Origin of the sequence: Thalassobaculum sp. (assembly GCF_965223715.1) — a bacterium.
GTDB lineage: Bacteria > Pseudomonadota > Alphaproteobacteria > Thalassobaculales > Thalassobaculaceae > Thalassobaculum.
Map to the genome: position 1 here is coordinate 4,433,239 of NZ_OZ245012.1, position 20,284 is coordinate 4,453,522.

At 68.5% G+C, this 20,284-nt stretch carries 20 protein-coding genes; 8 read left to right on the forward strand and 12 right to left on the reverse strand.

Features of this window, described 5'->3' with window-relative positions; genetic code table 11:
- Positions 1-27: 27 nt before the first annotated feature.
- The 4 genes from ACOQOP_RS20485 to ACOQOP_RS20500 are packed head-to-tail and all read right to left on the reverse strand — an operon-like array spanning position 28 to position 3,584.
- Positions 28-750, reverse strand: a complete 723-nt coding sequence (locus tag ACOQOP_RS20485; RefSeq protein WP_420563669.1) for a GntR family transcriptional regulator — start codon at positions 748-750, stop codon at positions 28-30.
- A 39-nt stretch (positions 751-789) separates the two neighbouring features.
- Positions 790-2,070, reverse strand: coding sequence for a TRAP transporter large permease (locus tag ACOQOP_RS20490; protein ID WP_420563670.1), 1,281 nt, complete (start codon positions 2,068-2,070; stop codon positions 790-792).
- Positions 2,070-2,534 carry a TRAP transporter small permease gene (locus ACOQOP_RS20495; protein WP_420563671.1) on the reverse strand — a complete coding sequence of 155 codons (465 nt, stop codon included), beginning with the start codon at positions 2,532-2,534 and terminating at the stop codon, positions 2,070-2,072. Before ACOQOP_RS20495 ends, ACOQOP_RS20490 begins: the two co-directional genes overlap by 1 nt.
- A gap of 51 nt (positions 2,535-2,585) precedes the next feature.
- Positions 2,586-3,584 carry a C4-dicarboxylate TRAP transporter substrate-binding protein gene (locus ACOQOP_RS20500; protein WP_420563672.1) on the reverse strand — a complete coding sequence of 333 codons (999 nt, stop codon included), beginning with the start codon at positions 3,582-3,584 and terminating at the stop codon, positions 2,586-2,588.
- 148 nt (positions 3,585-3,732) lie between these two features.
- Between ACOQOP_RS20500 and ACOQOP_RS20505 the strand changes: the two genes are divergently transcribed.
- The 7 genes from ACOQOP_RS20505 (at position 3,733) to ACOQOP_RS20535 (ending at position 10,813) form a co-directional block, all read left to right on the forward strand.
- The gene (locus ACOQOP_RS20505) at positions 3,733-4,701 is read left to right on the forward strand and encodes an aldo/keto reductase (RefSeq protein WP_420563673.1); all 969 of its coding nucleotides are present in this window, start codon (positions 3,733-3,735) and stop codon (positions 4,699-4,701) included.
- Positions 4,701-5,372, forward strand: a complete 672-nt coding sequence (locus ACOQOP_RS20510; protein WP_420563674.1) for a DUF6064 family protein — start codon at positions 4,701-4,703, stop codon at positions 5,370-5,372. The genes ACOQOP_RS20505 and ACOQOP_RS20510 overlap by 1 nt, the downstream gene beginning before the upstream one ends.
- Before the next feature lie 115 nt (positions 5,373-5,487).
- Positions 5,488-6,261, forward strand: coding sequence for a DeoR/GlpR family DNA-binding transcription regulator (locus tag ACOQOP_RS20515; RefSeq protein ID WP_420563675.1), 774 nt, complete (start codon positions 5,488-5,490; stop codon positions 6,259-6,261).
- Entirely contained in the window at positions 6,258-7,364 is a 1,107-nt protein-coding gene (locus tag ACOQOP_RS20520) for an ABC transporter ATP-binding protein (RefSeq protein ID WP_420563676.1), read from the forward strand. The genes ACOQOP_RS20515 and ACOQOP_RS20520 overlap by 4 nt, the downstream gene beginning before the upstream one ends.
- Positions 7,365-7,441: 77 nt before the next feature.
- On the forward strand, positions 7,442-8,728 hold the full coding sequence (locus ACOQOP_RS20525; protein ID WP_420563677.1) for an ABC transporter substrate-binding protein: 1,287 nt from the start codon (positions 7,442-7,444) through the stop codon (positions 8,726-8,728).
- Between the two features lie 382 nt (positions 8,729-9,110).
- Positions 9,111-10,001 carry a carbohydrate ABC transporter permease gene (locus ACOQOP_RS20530; RefSeq protein ID WP_420563678.1) on the forward strand — a complete coding sequence of 297 codons (891 nt, stop codon included), beginning with the start codon at positions 9,111-9,113 and terminating at the stop codon, positions 9,999-10,001.
- Positions 9,998-10,813 carry a carbohydrate ABC transporter permease gene (locus tag ACOQOP_RS20535; protein ID WP_420563679.1) on the forward strand — a complete coding sequence of 272 codons (816 nt, stop codon included), beginning with the start codon at positions 9,998-10,000 and terminating at the stop codon, positions 10,811-10,813. The genes ACOQOP_RS20530 and ACOQOP_RS20535 overlap by 4 nt, the downstream gene beginning before the upstream one ends.
- 6 nt (positions 10,814-10,819) lie before the next feature.
- Here the strand turns inward: ACOQOP_RS20535 and ACOQOP_RS20540 are convergent, their stop codons facing one another.
- The 6 genes from ACOQOP_RS20540 to ACOQOP_RS20565 form a co-directional block, all read right to left on the reverse strand.
- A complete protein-coding gene (locus tag ACOQOP_RS20540) occupies positions 10,820-11,605 on the reverse strand; it encodes an ABC transporter ATP-binding protein (protein WP_420563680.1) in 786 nt (261 codons plus the stop codon).
- Entirely contained in the window at positions 11,602-12,639 is a 1,038-nt protein-coding gene (locus tag ACOQOP_RS20545) for a FecCD family ABC transporter permease (protein WP_420563681.1), read from the reverse strand. The genes ACOQOP_RS20540 and ACOQOP_RS20545 overlap by 4 nt, the downstream gene beginning before the upstream one ends.
- A gap of 4 nt (positions 12,640-12,643) precedes the next feature.
- The gene (locus ACOQOP_RS20550) at positions 12,644-13,774 is read right to left on the reverse strand and encodes an ABC transporter substrate-binding protein (RefSeq protein ID WP_420563682.1); all 1,131 of its coding nucleotides are present in this window, start codon (positions 13,772-13,774) and stop codon (positions 12,644-12,646) included.
- The gene (locus tag ACOQOP_RS20555; RefSeq protein ID WP_420563683.1) at positions 13,775-16,063 is read right to left on the reverse strand and encodes a TonB-dependent receptor; all 2,289 of its coding nucleotides are present in this window, start codon (positions 16,061-16,063) and stop codon (positions 13,775-13,777) included.
- Positions 16,064-16,195: 132 nt separating this feature from the next.
- Positions 16,196-17,116 (reverse strand): FecR family protein, encoded by a 921-nt coding sequence (locus tag ACOQOP_RS20560; protein WP_420563684.1) that lies wholly within the window; start codon positions 17,114-17,116, stop codon positions 16,196-16,198.
- A 128-nt stretch (positions 17,117-17,244) separates the two neighbouring features.
- Positions 17,245-17,760 carry a sigma-70 family RNA polymerase sigma factor gene (locus ACOQOP_RS20565; protein WP_420563685.1) on the reverse strand — a complete coding sequence of 172 codons (516 nt, stop codon included), beginning with the start codon at positions 17,758-17,760 and terminating at the stop codon, positions 17,245-17,247.
- A gap of 179 nt (positions 17,761-17,939) precedes the next feature.
- Between ACOQOP_RS20565 and ACOQOP_RS20570 the strand changes: the two genes are divergently transcribed.
- Positions 17,940-18,236 (forward strand): DUF2218 domain-containing protein, encoded by a 297-nt coding sequence (locus ACOQOP_RS20570; protein WP_420563686.1) that lies wholly within the window; start codon positions 17,940-17,942, stop codon positions 18,234-18,236.
- A 6-nt stretch (positions 18,237-18,242) separates the two neighbouring features.
- On the opposite strand, the gene ACOQOP_RS20575 is transcribed toward ACOQOP_RS20570, so the two are convergent.
- Both ACOQOP_RS20575 and ACOQOP_RS20580 read right to left on the reverse strand, forming a co-directional pair.
- Positions 18,243-19,748, reverse strand: a complete 1,506-nt coding sequence (locus ACOQOP_RS20575) for a tripartite tricarboxylate transporter permease (RefSeq protein WP_420563687.1) — start codon at positions 19,746-19,748, stop codon at positions 18,243-18,245.
- A 1-nt stretch (position 19,749) separates the two neighbouring features.
- Positions 19,750-20,241 carry a tripartite tricarboxylate transporter TctB family protein gene (locus tag ACOQOP_RS20580; RefSeq protein WP_420563688.1) on the reverse strand — a complete coding sequence of 164 codons (492 nt, stop codon included), beginning with the start codon at positions 20,239-20,241 and terminating at the stop codon, positions 19,750-19,752.
- Positions 20,242-20,284: the final 43 nt, after the last annotated feature.

Consider the following 20,284-nt stretch of genomic DNA (forward strand, 5'->3'; position numbering starts at 1 on the left):
GGGGCGGCGTTCGCGTTTAGGGCGGGCTCAGCAGAACAGGGCGGCATTCTCCTCGACGATCTGCGGCATCCGTCTTAGGGAGCCGGAGAGGTGCTCGCGCATGGTGCGCACCGACAGGTCGGCATCGCCGGTCTCGATCGCGTCCACCACGGCGCGATGGGCATCCAGCACCGAGGCGGTCTTGCCGGGGCTCGGCAGGTCCAGGGTCCGCAGCCGGGCCAGGTGGCCGCACCGGGCCTGGATGTGCTGGTGCAGGCTCGACTGGTTCACGCTGGCGAACAGCGCGGCGTGGAAGGCATCGTCCAACTGCTTGAACAGGTCGACCTGGTCCATGTCGTCGACCAGCGCTTCCTGCATCTTCAGGAATCCCCGGGCCTTCTTCAGAAGCTCGGGATCGCGGGCGTCGGCGAGGCGGCGCACCACCTCGCACTCGACGGCGGTGCGCAGGAAATGCTCCTCGCGTACCCGCGCCGTGTCGATCCGGGTCACCAGGGTGCGCGACTGCGGGTAGGAGATCACCAGCCCGTCCTGCTCCAGGCGCAGGATCGCCTCGCGCACCGGGGACTGGCTGACGCCGAACCGGTCGGCCAGGTCGCTGCGCACCAGGATCGAATCCGGTGGCAAGTCCAGGGCGATGATCCGCTCGCGCATCTCGCCATACACCCGCGCGGAGGTCGTCAGCCGGGTCCCGCTGCGCATCGCGTCCTCAGACGCGACGCTGCCGGCGACCGAGAAGGGGTTCTTCGTCATCGTCGTGATCCTGGGCGACATGCCAAACGGTAACGTCCTCTACATGAGCTGATTGGGCAGCCAAACGGTCAATCCGGAGAAGGCCACGAGCAGCGCGAAGAACAGCAGCATCGCGGCGAAGAAGGGCAGGGCCGCCCGGGTGAACGCGCCGGTCTTGCAGTCGAGAATGCCGCAGACCGTGAACATGATAACCCCGACCGGTGGGGTGAGGCCCCCGAAATTGATCAGCGAGACGATCAGCACGCCCATATGCACCGGGTCGTAGCCGGCCTGGATCAGCACCGGCATGACGATCGGCGTGACCAGCAGGATGTTCGCTGCCCCTTCCAGGAACATGCCGCTGATCACCAGCAGCGCCATGACCAGCAGCAGGATCAGCAGCGGATCCTCGGTCAGCGTGGTGACGAAGGTGGCGATGTCCTGGGGGGCCCGCTCGATGGTCATGGCATAGCCCAGCACGGCGGCGGTCATGATCAGCAGCATGATCATGCCGAGGTCGGAGACCGTCTCCCGAGCGGCCTGCAGCAGCTTCGCCAGGTTCAGCTCGCGGTAGATCCCGAAGCCGATGATCAGGGCGTAGAACACCAGGAACACGCCGGCCTCGGTCGCGGTGAAGATGCCGAAGCGGAAGCCGACCACCAGCACCACCGGGAACATCAGCGCCCAGATGCTGTCCAAGAACCCCGCCCCGATCTCGCGCGCGGCGGGAATGCGGGGCAGGTCCGGCACATAGCCGCGGCGCTTGGCGACCAGCCAGGTGGTGCCCATCAGCACGGCCGTCAGCACCACACCGGGCACGACGCCACCCAGGAACAACCGGCCAATGGAAACCTCGTTGATATAGCCGAACAGGATCAGCCCGATGCTGGGCGGGATGGTGGCCGTGATGATCGAGCCGAAGGCCAGGATCGCGGCGGTGGAGGCCTTCGAATACCCCTGTTTGATCATGCTGGGTCCGAGCAGCCGGGCCTCCATGGAGGCGTCCGCCACCGCCGAGCCGGACACCCCGCCCATCATCAGGCTGAGCATGATGGAGACCTGGGCCAAGCCGCCGGCCATCCATCCGGTCAGCAGGCGGGAGAACCGCACCAGCCGGTCGGTGATGCCGGTGGCGTTCATCAGGTTGCCGGCCAGGATGAAGAACGGGACGGCGAGCAGCGGGAAGCTCTGGGTCGCCGTCACCATCTTCTGGATCGCCACCGTCGGCGGCATGGTGCCGGTCAGGATGAAGACCGGGATGGAGGCGAGCGCCAGGGCGAAGGCGACCGGGATCCCGCCGATCAGAAACACCGCGAAGAGAGCGGCCACCAGCATCAGCATCAGTCGGGGCTCCCGTGAGGTGCGGATTCTCTGAGGTGATCGACGAGCTGCGCCACGGATGTGCGCAGCAGCAGGAGCAGGCCGACCACCATGGAGGCGTGGATCAGCGATCCGTTCATCTGGATGGCGCCGATCAGGCGGGGGTGCATGAGAATCATGTTCCGCCAGGCATAGACCCAGAGGAATGCCAGCAGGGCGATGACGATCAGCAGGTTGATCGCCTCCAGCACGTGCCGGCCACGCGGGCCGAGGCTGTCGGGCAGCAGCGACAGGCCGAAATGCCGGCGCTCCTGCATGGCCAGATCGGCCGCCAGCATGCACAGCCAGACGAACAGCAGCTCGGCGATCTCGACCGACCAGATGATCGGACTGCCGAGGCTGCGGGCGACGGCGGCGGCGCCGACGAGGACGACGATCCCCGTCAGCAGCGCCACCGCACAGGCGGATTCCAGGTTACGCAACATGCAAGTCTCTCCGCTCCCGGATCTCTGCCTGTGCCGATGTGAGGGGCCGGGTCAGCGGCCGAGAATGCCGTCGACGATCGCCTTTTCCTTCTCCAGCTTGAGCATGGTGTAGACCGGCTCGACCGCCGTCTTGAACGGCGCCAGATCGACCTCGCTCACCGTGATGCCGGCGGCGGCCACATCCTTCAGCGCCTTTTCGCCCAGCTCGATGGTCAGGCCCGACGCGTAGCGGCCGTTCTCCACCGCCAGGTCGCGGACGATCTTCTGGTGCTCGGGCGAGAGCTGGTTCCAGGCGTCGGCGCCCACCACCAGCGCGGTGACGAGCTGGATGTGCCCGGTCTTGGTGACGTGCTTGATCACCTCGTAGAGCTTGGCGCCCCAGATTGCGGTTGGCTGCGCCTCGGCGGCGTCCAGCGTGCCGAGCTGCAGGGCGGAATAGACCTCGCCCCAGGCCATCGGCGTCGGCTCGGCCCCCATGGCCCGGATCGTCTCGATCCAGACCGGGGCGCCGATGGTGCGCATCTTCAGACCGTTCAGGTCGGCCGGACCGGAGACCGGAACCTGGGTCAGCGCATGGCGGGCGCCCTGGTACCAGTTGGAGGCCAGCATCACGAGGCCGGCCTTCTCCGCCAGTTCGTCGCCCCAGGCGAGATAGTCGGTCGACAGGGCGAACTTGTCGGCCTGGTCATAGGTGTCGAACAGAAAGGGGGCGGACATGATGGCGAGCGACGGCACGAAGCTCGACAGCCGGGCCACGTCCGTGACGGTGCCCACATTGGCGCCGGCCCGGGCCTGATCCAGCATCTCGGTCGTGTCGCCGAGCTGGGAGTTGTGGAAGACGTCGATGACGACCTCTCCCTTGGTCGCGGCCTCCACGTCCTTCTTGAACTTCTCCAGCCCCTGACCCATCGGGTCGGTGGGGGCCAGCACGGTGCCGATGCGCAGCACCGTCTCGGCCTGGACGGTTGCAGGAAGCCCGCCCAGGGCCATGCCGATCGCCAACAGTCCCACGGCGGGAAGCAGGCGCACTCGTCTTGTCGCGTTTCTCATGACGTTCCTCCAAACATGGCGCGCTGGCCATTTGTTATTTTTATACCACTAAAATATTAATTATGGCCGATCAGGGGAGTCAATCGGGGTTCTACCGATGGTTAGGCCGGCGCTTGTCGTGTCGGGATCGCGGGCCAAGTAATGCGGCATGACTGATGCGAAACGGACCCTCACACCGACAAGCCGCCGCCGGTTTCTGGCCGCGGGTGCGACTGCCCTGACCCTGTCCGGCCTGTCCCGCGCGGGCCTCGGGATCGGCGCAAGACCAGCAGCCGCCCAGGGCGCTGGCCCCGTCCTGCAGCGGACGATCCAGTCGACCGGCGAGAGCCTGCCCGCCGTCGGGCTGGGAAGCTGGATCACCTTCAACGTGGGCGACGATCCGGTCCTGCGCGCCGACTGCGCGGAGGTCATGGCGTCCTTCCTCGACGCCGGCGGATCGGTGATCGATTCCTCGCCCATGTATGGGTCGTCCCAGTCGGTGATCGGCGCCGGGCTGGAGTGGCTCGGTCGCAGGGACGAGGCGTTCTCAGCCGACAAGGTCTGGACCGGCGACACCGACGAGGGCCGCGCGCAGATCGAGGCGTCGCGGGAGAACTGGCGGGTGCCCCGCTTCGATCTCGTCCAGGTCCACAACCTCGTGGGTTGGGAGGCGCATCTGGAGACCCTGGCGGCGATGAAGGCGGCGGGGGAGGTGCGCTATGTCGGCATCACCACCTCCCACGGCCGGCGCCACGGGGATTTCGAGGCCATCATGCGGTCCCACGATCTCGATTTCGTGCAGCTCACCTACAACCCGGTCGACCGCGAGGCGGAGGACCGCCTGCTGCCGCTGGCCCGGGAGCGCGGAATCGCGGTGCTGGTCAACCGGCCGTTCCGACGCGGCGCGCTGACCGGGCGGCTGGAGGGGGAGCCGATGCCCGCCTGGGCCTCGGAGCTGGGGGCGCAGACCTGGGCGCAGCTCGTGCTGAAATTCATCCTGTCCCATCCGGCGACCACCATCCCGATCCCGGCGACCACCAAGCCGGAGCACGCCCGCGAGAATGTGCTGGCCGCCACCGGACCGCTGCCGGATGACGCGCTGCGCGAACGACTGGCCCGCCATATCCAAGAGATCTGATGGAAACCTGGCTGACCTACAGCCCGCAGGATTTCCTGCTGTTCTCGGAGCGGGTCTACTGGCGGCTGTTCGAGCTGCACAACGGCGAGCTCTGGCCGGCGCAGATCCCGGCGCTCCTGGCCGGCCTGGCGATCCCTGTTCTGCTGATCCGCCAGCGCGGCTGGTCCGGGCTGGGTGTGGCGGCGCTCTTGGCCCTGGCCTGGGCGGTGGCGGGTCTGACCTTCCTGCCGCGCTATGCCGAGATCAACTGGCTCGCCGGTGACCTGTTCCCGGCCTTCCTGGCGCAGACTGCGCTGCTTGCGGTGCTCGGGGTGGCGATGCGGGGCCTGGACGGCAGGCCCAACGGAGTGCGGCGCTGGATCGGTGCAGCCCTTTGCCTCTACGGCGTGATCGCTCCGCCGCTGGCTGCCCTGAGCGCCGGGCGGGGCCTGGCCGGGGTGGAGGTCTTCGCGCTGACGCCGGATCCCACCGCCATCGTCACCCTGGGCGCGGTGGCGGCCGTCGGCCGCGGATGGCCGGCGCTGGCCCTGGCGGTGGTTCCGGCCCTGTGGTGTCTGGCGAGCTGGGCGACCCTGGCCACCCTCGGCACCGCCCAGGCCTGGCTGTTCGCGCCGGTCGCCCTGGCTCTCCTCGTCGTCGCCGCCGGGTCCCGGCTCCACCGGGACGGCTGAGCAGGGCCACCCTTCGCCATGTTCGAATGAATGTTCATTTGAGCGTCACACAATGATGACGTGACTGTCACACCGCGCCGGTAGGTCAGGGCCCTGATCGACGGAGGGGGCGCGCGTGACCACGGAGCGGCAGGCCGAGATATCTGAACTGGTGCGGCAGAACGGGTTTCAGTCCGTCGCCGACCTGGCCCTGCATTTCGGCGTCACCACCCAGACCATCCGCCGCGACATCAACGAGCTGAGCGATGTCGGCGTCCTGCGCCGCCGCCATGGCGGGGTCGAACTGCCGGTGCCGAGCGAGAATATCGGCTTCGAGGAGCGCCAGACCCTCAACTTCGCCGCCAAGGAGCAGATCGCCCGGGTGGTCGAGGCCCATATCCCGGACGGCGCCAGCCTCGCCATCAGCATCGGCACCACGCCCGCGCTCACCGTGCGCCATCTGGCGAGCCGCCGCGGCCTGACCATCGTCACCAACAATCTGGTCGCCGCCGTCAACGCCTGCGCCCTGCCCGAGGTTGAGGTGCATGTCCCGGGCGGCGCCGTGCGTCCCGGCTCGCGCGACATCCTGGGCGCCGATGCCGAGAGCTTCTTCGAGCGCTTCAAGGTCGATATCGGTCTCTACGGCGTCGGCGGGGTCGATGCCAACGGCGAGCTCCTGGACTTCAACCGGCACGAGGTCCAGGTCCGCGAGACCATCCGGCGCAATGCCCGGCGCTCCTACCTCGTGCTGGATGCCAGCAAGTTCGGCCGCGCTGCCCATGTGCGCGGCGGCTGGATCAGCGAGGCGGATGTCGTGTTCTGCGACCGCGAGCCGCCGGCGGCCATCCGCGCGCTGATCGCCGGGGCCGGACACGACTTCGTGCTTTGCGCCGAGGGAGGCCGGGCATGAGCGTCGCGATCGAAGCCCGGTCCCTGCGCAAGGCCTGGGACGACACCACCGCCGTCGACGGCATCGGCTTCACCGCCCCGGCCGGGGAGTTCACAGTGCTACTCGGCCCGTCCGGCTGCGGCAAGTCGACGACCCTGCGGCTGATCGCCGGGCTGGAGGAGGCGACGGACGGCGCGGTGCTGATCGGCGGCGCCGACGTCACAAGGCGGCCGCCGAACGACCGCCAGATCTCCATGGTGTTCCAGTCCTACGCCCTGTTCCCGCATCTGAGCGTGGCGGAGAACATCCTGTTCGGCCTGAAGGTCCGCCGGGTGCCGGCCGCCGAGCGGGCGGAGCGGCTGACCCGCGTCGCCGCCCTGCTCGGGCTGGAACACCTGCTCGACCGGCGGCCGAGCCAGATCTCCGGCGGCCAGCAGCAGCGGGTGGCGCTGGGCCGGGCGATCATCGCCGAGAAGCCGATCTGCCTGATGGACGAGCCGCTCTCCAACTTGGACGCCAAGCTGCGCCACGAGATGCGGGTCGAGCTGAAGGCGCTGCAGCGCAAGCTTGGCATCACCATGGTCTACGTTACCCACGACCAGGTGGAGGCCATCGCGATGGCCGACCGGATCATCGTGATGAACGGCGGCCGGATCGAGCAGAACGCCGACCCCCGCACCCTCTACGACCGACCGGCCAGCACCTTCGTCGCCCGCTTCATCGGCACCCCACCCATGAACATCCTGGACCTGGGCCGCGGTGCGGGCGGATGGACGATCACCGGCGACCGCACGGTGATCGCGCCGTCTCATCCAGCCCTGCCGGAGCGGATGCAGCTCGGCGTGCGGCCGGAGGATATCACGCTGGCCGAGGCCGGCGGCGTGCCCGCCACGGTCGAGCAGGTCGAGTATCTCGGCGCCGACCTGCTGGTCGACTGCCGCGTCGCCGGCCAGCCGCTGGTCGCCCGCGTCGCCACCCATCACCCGGTCGCCGCCGGCCAGACCGTCAGCCTCGTGTGGCCGGCGGCGCGCCAGCACCTGTTCGACGCCGCCACCGGCGCGCGGGTCGAGGCGGCGGCCGGCCATCCCGATCCAACCGTCACGCCCCGGCCCGCCGGTCCGTGACCCGAAGAGGGCCGCGCCGGACCGGCCAAGGCCCCGACAGACGACCAGTCACCCGTTTCTTAGGAGTGGAGAGAGACATGACCCTGATGAAGACGATGACGACGACCCTGGGTGCGGCTGCACTCCTGGCGTCGACCGCGACCGCCGCCCTGGCGGTCGACCTGCAGTTCTTCTTCCCCGTGGCCGTCGGTGGCAAGGCGGCCGACACAATCCAGGCCCTGACCGACGAGTATGTCGCGGCCAATCCGGACGTGAAGATCGAGGCGGTCTATGCTGGCAGCTACCAGGACACCATCACCAAGACCCTGACCGCCGCGCGCGGCGGCACCCCGCCGCAGCTCTCGGTGATCCTGTCGGTCGACATGTTCACCCTGATCGAAGAGGACGCGATCATCCCGTTCGACGATCTGGTGAAGACCGATGCCGACAAAGCCTGGCTGACCTCGTTCTATCCGGCGTTCATGGACAACTCCATGACCGGCGGGAAGACCTATGGCATCCCGTTCCAGCGCTCCACCCCGGTGCTGTACTGGAACAAGGAGGCTTTCAAGGAGGCCGGTCTCGACCCGAACACGCCGCCGAAGACCTGGGAAGAGCAGATCGCGTTCGGCAAGAAGCTGACCAAGCGCGACGCCAACGGCAACGTCACCCAGTGGGGCCTGCGGATCCCGAGCTCCGGCTTCCCGTACTGGCTGTTCCAGGGCCTGACGACCCAGAACGACGTGATCCTGGCCAATGACGCCGGCAACAAGACCAACTTCGACGACCCGAAGGTGGTTGAAGCCCTGCAGTACCTGGTCGACCTGTCGGCCAAGCACGGCGTGATGCAGCCGGGCATCATCGAGTGGGGCGCCACCCCGAAGGCCTTCTTCGAGGGCCAGACCGCGATGATGTGGACGACCACCGGCAACCTGACCAACGTCCGCGACAACGCGCCGTTCGACTTCGGCGTCGGCATGCTGCCGGCGAACAAGCGTCCGGGTGCCCCGACCGGCGGCGGCAACTTCTACATCTTCAAGGACTCCACCGACGAGCAGAAGGCGGCGTCCTTCGAGTTCATTAAGTGGATCTCCGCCCCGGAGCAGGCCGCCAAATGGTCGATCGCGACCGGCTATGTCGCCCCGCGCCCCGACGCCTGGGAGACCCCGGCGATGAAGGCCTATGTCGCCGACTTCCCGCCGGCCCTGGTGGCCCGCGATCAGCTCGAATACGCCGTTGCCGAGCTGTCGACGTACCAGAACCAGCGCATCACCACGATCCTGAACGACGCGCTGGAAGCGGCTATCACCGGCCAGAAGGCGCCGGCCGCCGCCCTTGAGCAGGCCCAGGCCGAGGCCGACCGCATCCTGGCCGACTACCGCTAAGCCAACCAGCCCGACGGCCCCCGGACCCGCTCCGGGGGCCGCTTCGGCGTATAGGACACGACGCGATGAATTTCCCTGGCCCCCACCGTCATCCTGACGCAAGTCAGGATCAACGCACCGCCTCCCGGGGTCGTACGCCAGATCCTGACGTGCGTCAGGATGACGGGGAGGGGGAGCGGGTGTGCGCAGGCCGGACCTGGCGCGTCGATCCAGGCTCGGCTGCGGGTCCTGTGGTCCTCGCCGCGGCGTCCGCCACCAGTCGCCACGCCCCAATCCGTCGTCCTGACGCAAGTCAGGACCAACGCACGGACGCCCGGCATGGCCGGAGGCTCGATCCTGACGTGCGTCAGGATGACGGCAAGAGCTGTGGAGACAGATTTCCATGACCCGCCGCTCCCTCACCCTGCGCCGCGAGTGGGTGCATGGCTGGCTGCTGCTGATGCCGGCGCTGGTGCTGCTGTTCGCCTTCACCCACATCCCGGCGGTCACCACGATCTGGGACAGTTTCTTCTCCACCCCCCGGGGGCAGCGCGCCGCCCGGTTCGTCGGCCTGCGCAACTACGAGACCCTGCTGGCCGACGACACGTTCTGGCAGGTGCTGTCCAACAGCCTGTGGTACGCGGCGGTCACCATTCCGGTCTCCGTCGCCCTGGCGCTGCTGATGGCGCTGTGGGTCGACGGTAAGCTGTCCGGTCGCAGCTTCGTGCGGCTGGCCTATTTCGCCCCGACCGTGCTGCCGCTGATCGCGGTGGCCAATATCTGGATGTTCTTCTACACGCCCGGCTTCGGCCTGATCGACCAGATCCGCGGGCTGTTCGGCCTACCTCAGGTCAACTGGCTCGGCAACCCGGACCTGGTGCTCGGCTCGGTGATGGTGGTGGCGATCTGGAAGGAGGCCGGGTTCTTCATGATCTTCTACCTCGCCGCCCTGCAGTCGATTCCGCCGCAGCTCCGCGAGGCCGCCGCGATCGAGGGGGCGAGCTGCTGGACCTTCTTCCGCCGGGTCACCTTCCCGCTGCTGATGCCGACCACGCTCTTCGTCTCGGTCAACGCGGTGATCAACTCGTTCCGCATGGTCGACCACGTCTTCGTCATGACCGAGGGCGGGCCGGACAACGCGAGCTCGCTGCTGCTGTTCTACATCTACGAGACGGCCTTCAAGTTCTGGGACACCGCCTATGCCTCCACCCTGACGGTGGTGCTGCTGGTGCTGCTCTCGGCCCTGGCGCTCGGCCAGTTCTTCCTCCTGGACAAGCGGGTGCACTACCGATGAGCCAGTCCGCCCTCGACCGCTGGCTGAACACCGTTGGCGCCTGGGCGCTGGCGCTGCTCTGGTTCCTGCCGCTCGTCTATGCGGTGTGGACGGCCATCCATCCGGGCGCGTTCGCCACAAGGTTCGAGCTTTTCGCTCCGCTCACCCTGGAGAACTTCGTCAACGCCTGGAACGCGGCACCCTTCGCCCGCTATTTCCTGAACAGCTTCCTGCTGGTCACCTTCATCCTGATCGGCCAGTTCGTGCTCTGCACGCTCGCGGCCTATGCCTTCGCGCGCTTCACCTTCCCCGGCAGCGGCGTGCTGTTCGCCCTGGTGCTGCTGCAGCTCCTGGTGATGCCCGACATCCTGATCGTGGAGAATTACGCGACCATGCGGATGCTCGGGCTGATCGACACCATTGCCGCGATCGGCCTGCCCTATATCGCGTCGGGCTTCGGCATCTTCCTGCTGCGCCAGACCTTCAAGACCGTGCCCAAGGAACTGGACGAGGCGGCGCGGGTGGAAGGGGCCGGCCCGCTGACCGTGCTGTGGCGGGTCTATATCCCGTTGGCGAAGCCGACCTATCTCGCCTACGGGCTGGTCTCGGTCAGCCACCATTGGAACAACTTCCTGTGGCCGCTGATCGTCACCAACTCGGTCGAGACCCGGCCGGTCACGGTGGGCCTGTCGGTCTTCGCCTCGGTGGATCAGGGCATCGACTGGTCGATCATCAATGCCGCGACCCTGATGACCTCGGGCCCGCTGCTGATCGCTTTCATGCTGTTCCAGCGCCAGTTCGTGCAGAGCTTCATGCGCGCCGGCATCCGCTGAGGTCCTTCACTCTGGCCGATGCGCGACCCGCAGCACCCGAACGTCCGGGCGGCCGGCGGCGTCGGTGGTGATCTCGCTCTCCACCGAATAGACGGCGGCCAGGTTCTCGCGGGTCAGGACCTCGGCGGCGGTGCCGGCCGCGACCAGCCGGCCGTGGTGGATCAGCGCCAGCCGGTCGCAGTAGCGGGCGGCGATGTCCAGGTCGTGGACGGCGACCACCCCGACGCCGCCACGGGTCGCCAGCCGGTCGCGCACGATGTCCATCAGCGACAGCCGCCAGTACAGGTCCAGCGCCGAGGTTGGCTCGTCCAGCAGCAGCACGTCCGGGTCGCGCACCATGGCCAGCGCGAAGCCGACCAACTGCCGCTTGCCGCCGGACAAGGTCGCCAGCGGCGCCATGGCCAGGGCCTCCAGATCGAGCGCACGGAACAGCCCGTCGATCCGTGCCCCCAGCGCCCGGTCGGAGAGGCCGAGCCCCAGGGTGCGGGCCGTGCTCCAGACCAGCTCCACCGGCCGCAGCGCGCTGAGCGAGGGCGGGGCCTGGGGCATGGCGGCCACCGCCCGGTACCAGTCGGCGTGGCTGTAGTCCCCGACCGGCCGGTCGTCGAGCAGGATGCGGCCGGTCGACGGATGCTCCCGCGACAGGGCGCGCAGCAGGGTCGACTTGCCGCTCGCATTGGGGCCGAGCAGGCCGAGGAGCTGGCCGTCCTCCACCGTCGGGATCGACACCTCATGGACCACCCGGGTGCGGCCATAGGCGACCGACACGCCCTCCAGGCTCAGCCGGGTCATCGCATCCTCCGCTGAACCGCCAGGAGAGTGAGGAAGACCGGCACGCCGATCACCGCGGTCAGGATGCCCACCGGCACGATGGCGCCCGGCAGCACCGACTTGGACAGGAAAGACGCCGCCGACAGCATCAGCGCGCCGCAGATCGCCGCCCCGGGCACCAGGGCGCGGTGGTCCTCGCCGAGCAGCAGGCGGGCGATATGGGGGCCGACCAGCCCGACGAAGCCGATCGAGCCGACGAAACACACCGCGAAGGCGGCCAGAACGGAGGTCCTCAGCACCACCTGGACCCGCAGCCGGGCCACGTCGAGCCCGGCGCTGCGGGCATAGGCCTCGCCGCCGCGCAGCATGGTCATCCACCACACATGACGCAGGCTGAACGGGGCGATCACGGCGACGCAGGCAGTGACGATCGCCACCTCCCACCAGCCGGCCCGGGTCAGGTTGCCGATGGTCCAAAACACGATCTGCTGCAGGGCATCGGCGTCGGCCACGTAGTGCAGGGCCGAGGTCAGCGCGTTGCACAGGAACACCATGGCGATGCCGAACAGCACGACGGTTTCGCGCGCGCCGCCGCCGAAGCGCACGACCGCCAGGATCACCGCACCGCCGCCGAGCGCGAAGACCAGGGCCAGGGCCGGCAGGGTCGCGGTCTGCGGGATCAGCGGCATGGCCGGGCTGAGCACGATGGCGACACTGGCGCCCAGCACGGCGGCCGAGGACACGCCCAGGGTGAAGGGGCTGGCCAGCGGGTTGTCCAGGATCGTCTGGGTCTCCACCCCGGCGAGCCCCAGGGCCGCACCGACCACGACGGCGATCAGCGCGTCCGGCAGGCGCACCTGCCACAGGATCACCCGGTGGCGGATGTCCAGGCTCGCCGGATCGACGATGCCACCGAGAATGTCGCCGATGCCGAGTCCTGCCGGCCCGGCCGACAGGTCGAGCAGGAGGCTCAGCAGCAGGCCGGCCGACAGCAGGCCCAGGGCGAGGCAGCGCCGGCGGGTCAGCCCGGCATAGGCTTCCAGGGTCGAGGCCATGCGGTCAGTCCCGGCGCGCCGTGGCGAAATAGGTGCCGTCCAGCTCGAAGGGCAGGAAGTCGTCGAAGATCTGCTGCAGCGTGCCCTGAGGGTCGCTGTCGGCCATGAGCTCGGGATGCAGCCAGCCGGCCAGGGCCTCCAGCACCACGATGTTGAACGGCGAGTTGTAGAAATTGTGCCAGAACACATGCGCCCGGCCGGTCCGCACGGCTGTCAGGGAGGAGAATTCCGGCGCGTCCAGATAGCGGTGCAGGCTGTCCCGCGCGGCCTCCGGCGTCATGCCCGGGCCCAGCGCCACCGGCGGGTCGCCGCGCTGGTATTCCTCCGCCGTGCCCGAAGCGGTGCCGAGCCACACGTCGGGGTCCTCGACGATCAGGAACTCCGCGGTGTGCTGGGTCGTGGGGCCGGGGGCGGTGGCGTCGGCGATGTTGATGCCGCCCGCCTGGGAGACGAACGGACCGAGCATGCCGTCGGCCATGCCCCAGCAGCATTCCCGGCGGCCGGGATGCACCTGCATGAACACCGTCGGGCGGGACGAGGCGTCGGCGACCCGGTCTAGCACCCGCTGGCGCCGCTCCCGGTAGAAGGCGGTATAGGCCGCCGCCCGGTCCTCGGCCCCCAGCACCCGGCCGATCAGCTCGACGGAGGGGTCCGTGTTGGCGAGCGGATCCATGCGGAAGTCGATGAACAGCACGGCGATGCCTGCGACGTCCAGTTGGGCGATCAGTTCGGCGTTCTCCGCCCCCGGGCCGTGGTCGCCGATGCCGAAGATTGCCACCTGCGGCTTCAGGTCGATGATCTTCTCGACCGAGACGCTGTCCGCGCTCCTGTGGCCGAACAGCGGGATGTCGCGGGCCTCGGGGAAGCGGGCGTAGAGCTGCGCCTCAAGGCCCGGCTGGGTCCAGCCGAGCGTCGTCATCATCCCGACCACACCCTCGACCGGCGCTTCGGGGCGCAAAAGCGCGAGGAGCGGAATGTACCGCCCCTCGCTGATCACGAACCGGTCGACCGGCCGCTCGATGCCGACCGTCCGGCCGATGATGTCGGTCACCTCCACGGTCTCCGCCATCGCCGGTGCCGCCAGCAGACAGAGGGCCGCCGCCAGCGGCCCCAAGGCTTTCAAGGGTTTCGCCACCTAGAACCGCACCTTCGCGCTCAACAGGAAGGACCGGCCCGGCTCGTTCAGGACATCCACGCCCGGGTATTCCTGGCCATAGGTCGCGCGGTCGGCATAGGTCTCGTCGAAGATGTTCTTCACCGTCGCCCGCACCGTGATGAACTGATGGCTCTCCGGCGTGTAGGAGACGAAGGCGTTGGCCACCTCGTAGGCCGGATAGGGCGAGCCGGGGGACGAGGAGTAGATGTTGGTGCTGTCCTCCTCGAAGAAGACCTGGGCGTCGGCACCGATGGTCACGCCGGTGTTCGGCAGGGTATAGGCGGCTTCGGCCGACAGGACCTGACCGATGGTGGTACCGATATACTGGTATTCGGAACTGCCGGAGTTGCCGTTGATCTCGGTGTCGATGTCGGCGTAGCTGACCCGCACGAACCCGTCCATCCACTCGTACCCGGCACCGATCTCGAAGCCGACCGATTCCAGGTCGCTGTAGACGTCCGGACCGCCGCGATATTCCTCGTCGCGGATGTCGTCGATCGTGGTCTTGAACAGCTTGCCATAGACGGTGAAGCCGGCCAGGCGCGGGCTCAGCCCGTCGCCCCGGAGCTCGAGGCCGGCGAAGACGTTATTGGCGGTCGACGGCTCCAGCCCGCCCCCCGGATAGGCCCAGTCCGGGTTGACGATGAACGGCTCGGCCAGTTCGACGCCGCCGAAGACGTGGGAGGCACCGGCGCTCGCCGTCAGGAACGGCAGCAGGTCGTACTCGCCGGAGACGTTGCCGGACAGGCCGCTGTTCTCGGACTCCGACCCGTCCAGGCCCTCGAAGCGGTGGTGGTCGCCGCGCCCGCCGAAGGACAGGCGGAAGCGGTCGGTCGGCTCCAGCCGCGCCTGGGCGAAGATGCCAACATTCCGCGACTCCTCCGTCAGGTTCATCCAGTCCGGCCCGTAGTCGGGGAAATTGCCTTCGCTGGTGTCGGAGTAGAAGTCCACGCCGACATCGAGGCTGCCCAGCGCCATCTCCGACTTGTTGGCGAGCATGCCGTTCAGGCTCTCATAGGTGCCGAAATTGTCGTTGCCGGTCTCCAGCGTATCCAGGTGGGTGGTGCTGAAGGCGAGCCGGGCATAGGGGTTGAACAGCCCTTCCGGCATGGCGTTCTCGAAAGAGGCGACCAGGTTCTCGCGCTTGATCCGGTAGTTCCGGGTCGCGGCGGTCGGCCGGCCGCTGTCGGTGGAGATGAAGTTGGCGCGGTAGGGCCGGTCGCCGTCATCCTCCACATTCTCGTAGGACAGTTCGACCCGGTAGCCGGTGTCGTGCTGGTAGGCGAGCTTGCCGAGGCCGCTGACGAAGTCGGTCTCGGAGCCGACCACCTGGGTACCGTCGCCGTCCTCGAACTCGTCGCCGCGGGCCAGCTTGAAATAGCCGAGCGCCTCGAAGCCGGCGTTCCGGCCGAACAGGGTCAGGTCGTTGGAGAGGGTGCCGCCGTTGGTATTGTACTCGGTGCTGGCCATACCGCCGAAATTGTCGCCCGGCGCCAGCAGGTCGGCCGCGTCCTTGGTCTCGTAGGCGATGGATCCGCCCAGCGCACCCGGCCCGGCATCGGCGGGGGCGACGCCCGGATTGACCCGCACGGCCTTCAGCAGGTCGGGATCGATCAGGGTCGTGGTGTTGTGGTGGAACAGCTTGTTCTTCTGGCGGGAGCCGTCGATGGTCACCGCGAGGTTGGTCTCCTCGACGCCGTTCACATAGACCTTCTGGGAGACCGGCAGGGAGGAGCCGACCTGCACGCTCGGCGTGCTGCGGAAGACGTCCTGCAGGTCCTGCGGGTCGAGCCGGTTCAGGGTCTCGGTGCCGATGGTGACGGTCCCGGGGCCGGCGGCCGCACCCTCGCCGCCGCTGCCGGCGACCAGGATCGGATCGAGGGTCACCGCCGAGGTATTGCCGGCGGCCGGATCGAGGATCACCGCCCCGCCATCGCCGAGCTCATAGGCCAGGCCGGTGCCGGCGAGCAGGGTGCTCAGCGCTTCGCGCGGGTCCATGGAGCCGGACAGGGCGTTGGAGGTCTTGCCGCGCACCAGATCGCCATGGGCGGAAACCTGCATGCCGGCCTGCTGGCCGAATAGGGCCAGCGCGTCGGACAGGCTCTGGGCGGGAATGTCGAAACGCCGCTCCGCCGCCTGGGCCACGGTCGCGCCGCGGTCGGTGCCCTCCGCCCGGGCCGGCGTGACCGTCATGGCCGCGCAGGCTGCCAGGACCAAGGCCCCGCCGCGCACCCAGTGGCGCCGCGCTGCCGGTACAATCGTCGTCATCTTTCCCCCGTCCCTCCGCCTCGCGCGGAATCGAAATCAAATGCAATTGCGACTTAGTCGCATGACTACCCTCAAGACGAACGGGAGACCCCGGCGTTCAAATTTTTTCGAAGGCCTTTCCGAGGGAAGGCTTCAGCCGCCGTCGAGGACCAGGAGCCACGGCGAGATCGCATAGAGCTCCGCCCCCTGGGACGCGGCGATCAGCCCGAGGGCGGCGGCCGGATCCGACACGTCGAAGATGCCGCTGACCGGCTGGTCGGCCAGTGCGTCGCCGCGCAGCAGGATGATGCCGGCGTAGTAGCGGCGGATTTCCGCCACCAGATCGGCCACCGGCCGCTCGCGGGCGGTCACCAGCCGGTCGGCCCACAACCCGACCTGGGCGGGAATGACCGTCGCGCGCTGGACCGAGCCGGAGGGCGAGACCCGCACCGCCTGGCCCGCCTGGAGACGTGCCGGGGCTGCTTGGGCCGTCGCCACCTCAACCACCCCTTCGCGGACCGCGACGCTGTCGCCGGCATCGACCCGCCGGACCTCGAATTCGGTGCCGATCGCCGTGGCGGTGGCCTGGGCCGCGGTGACGGAGAAGGGGCGGGCCCGATCGGGTGCCACGTCGAATACGGCGATGCCGTCCAGCAGCGTCACCCGTCGCCCGTCCGGCCCGAAATCGACCGCGATGGCGCTCTGCGGTGCCAGCCGCACCACACTGCCATCGGCCAGCTCGATCCGGCGGATCTCGGCCGTGCCGGAGGTGAAGTCGGCTTCCATTGACTGCAGCAGGGCGGGCAGGGCGATCACCGCCAGACAGGCCGCCATCGCCGCGCCGGCGCAGGCGGCGATCCAGGTGCGTCGGCTGCGACGGGCCGGCAGTGCCGTGACCTTGGCCGAACTGCCCGTCGCCACGTACTCGACGGCGCCGAGCGCGCGATAGGCCCGCACCACCGCCTTCCAGTGCTCGGGGTGGTCCGGATCGGCATTCAGCCAGTCGGCGAAGTGGGCGCGCAGATCGGCATCGTCCGGATCGTCCGTCAGGGCCACCAGCCAGTCGGCGGCCATCCATGCGTCCTGTCCGTGAGCCGTCACGCGTTCCTCGACCGTTGTGCCGCCCGGCCCGGCGGGAGACCGGACCGCAGCACCCTGATCCTTAGACGTTCGCCGGCGGCCCACGTTCAATCTTTGCTCGGTCATCGCCGGTCGAGCTTCTGGCGACAATGCTCAAGCGCCTGCGAGATCAGCCCATGGGCGGTGCCGACGGAGACATCGAGCTCCTGGGCGACCTGCTTCACCGTCAGCTCGGCGAACCGATGCAACTCCAGTGCCCGCCGCATCCGCTCCGGCAGCTCGGTCATCGCCTCCTGAAGGCGGCGCAGCTCCTGGCGGGAAACGGCCGAGGCCTCCGGCGTCGGCCCGGCATCCCGCAGGCCCTCCAGGTCGCTCAGCGCGTCGGCCAGCAGCAGGTCGCGCCGGCGGTCCCGCGCGATCCCGCGCTTGCTGTCGAGACAGAGGTTGCGGACGGTGCGGTACAGATAGGCCAGCGGCTCCTCGATGACGGTGGAGTCGGCGGAGGCGGCGAAGCGGATGAAGGCCTCCTGCACCACTTCCTCCGCCCGGCCCACATCGCCCAGCATCCGCCCGGCATAGCCGACCAGCTCGCCGCGATGATCGGCGTACAGCGCCGCAAAGCCTGTGGTCCTGATCACGCAGAGCGTTCCTGCAGTCTCTCCGGCGACCCTGGGGTCTCTCGCCGCACCCGGCGCGCACCGCCGAGGCCGGGCCTAACCTAAGAGCTATTGCGAGTTAGTCGCAATAGCCATTACAAGGACCGACGAAACGGGCCCGCTCCCGCGCGCCCGACCGGACGTCATAAAAGGTAAGGACCGTGGAAAACTCGACCGCGCTGGTGCGCACGGACAAGGCGAGCCGCTATCTGGTGCAGCTCTGCAAGCATTTCGGCCACAAGGTGCCGGCCGAGTGGACCGAGACCGACGGCGTCGTCCGATTCGAGCCGGGAACCTGCCGGATGGCCGCCGCCGACGGCGAACTCACCCTGGCCTGCGAAAGCGAGACCCCCGAAGACCTCGCCGTGGTCCAGGACGTGATCGCCAGCCACCTCCAGAGGTTCGCCTGGAAGGAGGAACTGGTCGTCTCCTGGGCCGAGGACGCGCCGGTCCGGTAAACTCGGTTACCGGCGCCAGCGCAGCCGGGACCGGAGCATCGGCCAGAGCGGGGTCTGCGACAGCAGCATCGTCAGGAACCCGATCGTCAGCACCAGGGAGATCGGGTGGGAGACGAAATCCCACAGAAAGGTGCCCACATCCTGGCGTGCGCCGATCATCGCCCGGCGGTAGTTCGCGTCCATCATCGGCCCCAGGATCACACCCAGGATCACCGGCCCGACCTGAAAGCCGTAGGTCTTCATGAAATAGCCGACCACGCCGAACAGCAGCATCCAGTAGATGTCGACCGGGTTGTTCTGGATCGCATAGGTGCCGACCGCCGACAGCACGATGATCAGCGGGATCAGCACCGCCTTGGGGCACTCGACGATCTTGGTGAAGACCTTGATCCCGGTCAGCCCGAAGATCAGCAGGAAGATGTTGGCGAGCGTCAGGCTGCCCACGGTGAACCAGAACAGGTGCGGCGTCTCTACCAGTAGCAGCGGCCCCGGCTTCAGCCCGTGGATGAACAGGGCGCCGATGATCACCGCCGTCACCGCGTCGCCGGGGATGCCGAGCGTCAGCATCGGGATGAAGGCGCCGCCGACGGCCGCGTTGTTCGCCGCCTCCGGGGCCACCAGCCCCTCCTTCGCACCCTCGCCGAACGGCCGCTCCGGATTCTTGGTCGACCGCTTGGCGTGGTCGTAGGCCAGCAACGCCGCGATGTCGCCGCCGGTCCCGGGCAGGGCGCCGATGATCGTGCCGATGCCCGACGCGCGCATCGCCAGGCCGAAATACCGCCGCACGTCGGACAGGCGCGGGATGATCCGGTCGATCTGCTGCCGGATCGCCGGCATGCCCAGCGTATGGAGCTGCACCAGCGCCTCGGCCACGCCGAAGAAGCCGATCATGGCGGCGACATACGGGATGCCGCCCATCAGCGTGATCGTGCCAAAGGTGAAGCGGCCCTCCGCCGTCATCGGGTCGAGCCCGACCATGCCGATCAGCACGCCGAGCGCCCCGGCGAAGGCGCCCTTGGCGAAGCTCTCGCCCGACAGGGTGCCGACCAGCAGGATGCCAATCATGCCCAGCAGCAGGTAGTCGCGGGACTGGAACAGCAGCGCGAAGTCGGAGATCACCGGCGCGAAGATCGCCAGCGCCAGGATGCCGACGAAGCCGCCGAAGACCGACATGACGGTGGTCAGGCCGATGGCCTGCCCGGCCTCGCCGCGCTGGGCCAGGGGATAGCCGTCGAGGGCGGTGGCGATGGCACTCGGCGCGCCGGGGATGTTCAGCAGGATCGCGGTGCGCGATCCGCCGTAGACGCCGCCGATGAAGATGCCGGCGATCAGGGCGAGCGCCTCGTCCACCGGCCATTTGAAGGTGAAGGAGATCAGGATCGAGGTCGCCATGGTGACCGACAGGCCGGGGATGGCGCCGACATAGATCCCGGCCAGGGTCCCGGCCGCGGTCAGGAACAGCAGCCAGGGATCGAGCCACACGGTGGAGAAGTTGGCCAGCGCCTCGACCATCTCAGCCCAGCCCTCGCATCAGGCTGCCCTCGGGCAGGACCACCTGGAACACGATCCGGAAGATGACATAGACGGCGGCGAGTGCGGCTGCCGACAGCATCAGCGTGATCAGCACGTGGCGCCGCCACAGGTATTGGAACGCCGCCAACAGGAAAAGCGCGGAGCTGGCGATGAAGCCGAGCAGCGGCAGCAGCAGCAGATAGGCCAGCACCAGGCCGATCAGCACGATGTGTCGGGTCGGCAGGATCTCGGCGAAGAACCGTCTGGCGGCGGCGGCCCCGTCGGCCTCGGCCGGCCGGCGCGCGGTGTTGGACAGGATGAACAGCGACGCGAGCACCATCGTCCCGGTCGCCAGCATTGGGAACACGCCCGGCTCGGTCAGCCCGTCGAAGCCGGAGATGTCATAGGCCTGCCAGAAGGCGGCCAGGCTGAACAGCAGGATGGCCACCGCGAACACGAGCTCGCCGGGCCTGCGGGCAGGCGTGGAGTCCATGGGCGTGTCCCCCGTCTCGGCGAAGGACCGCCGGCCCGCGCAT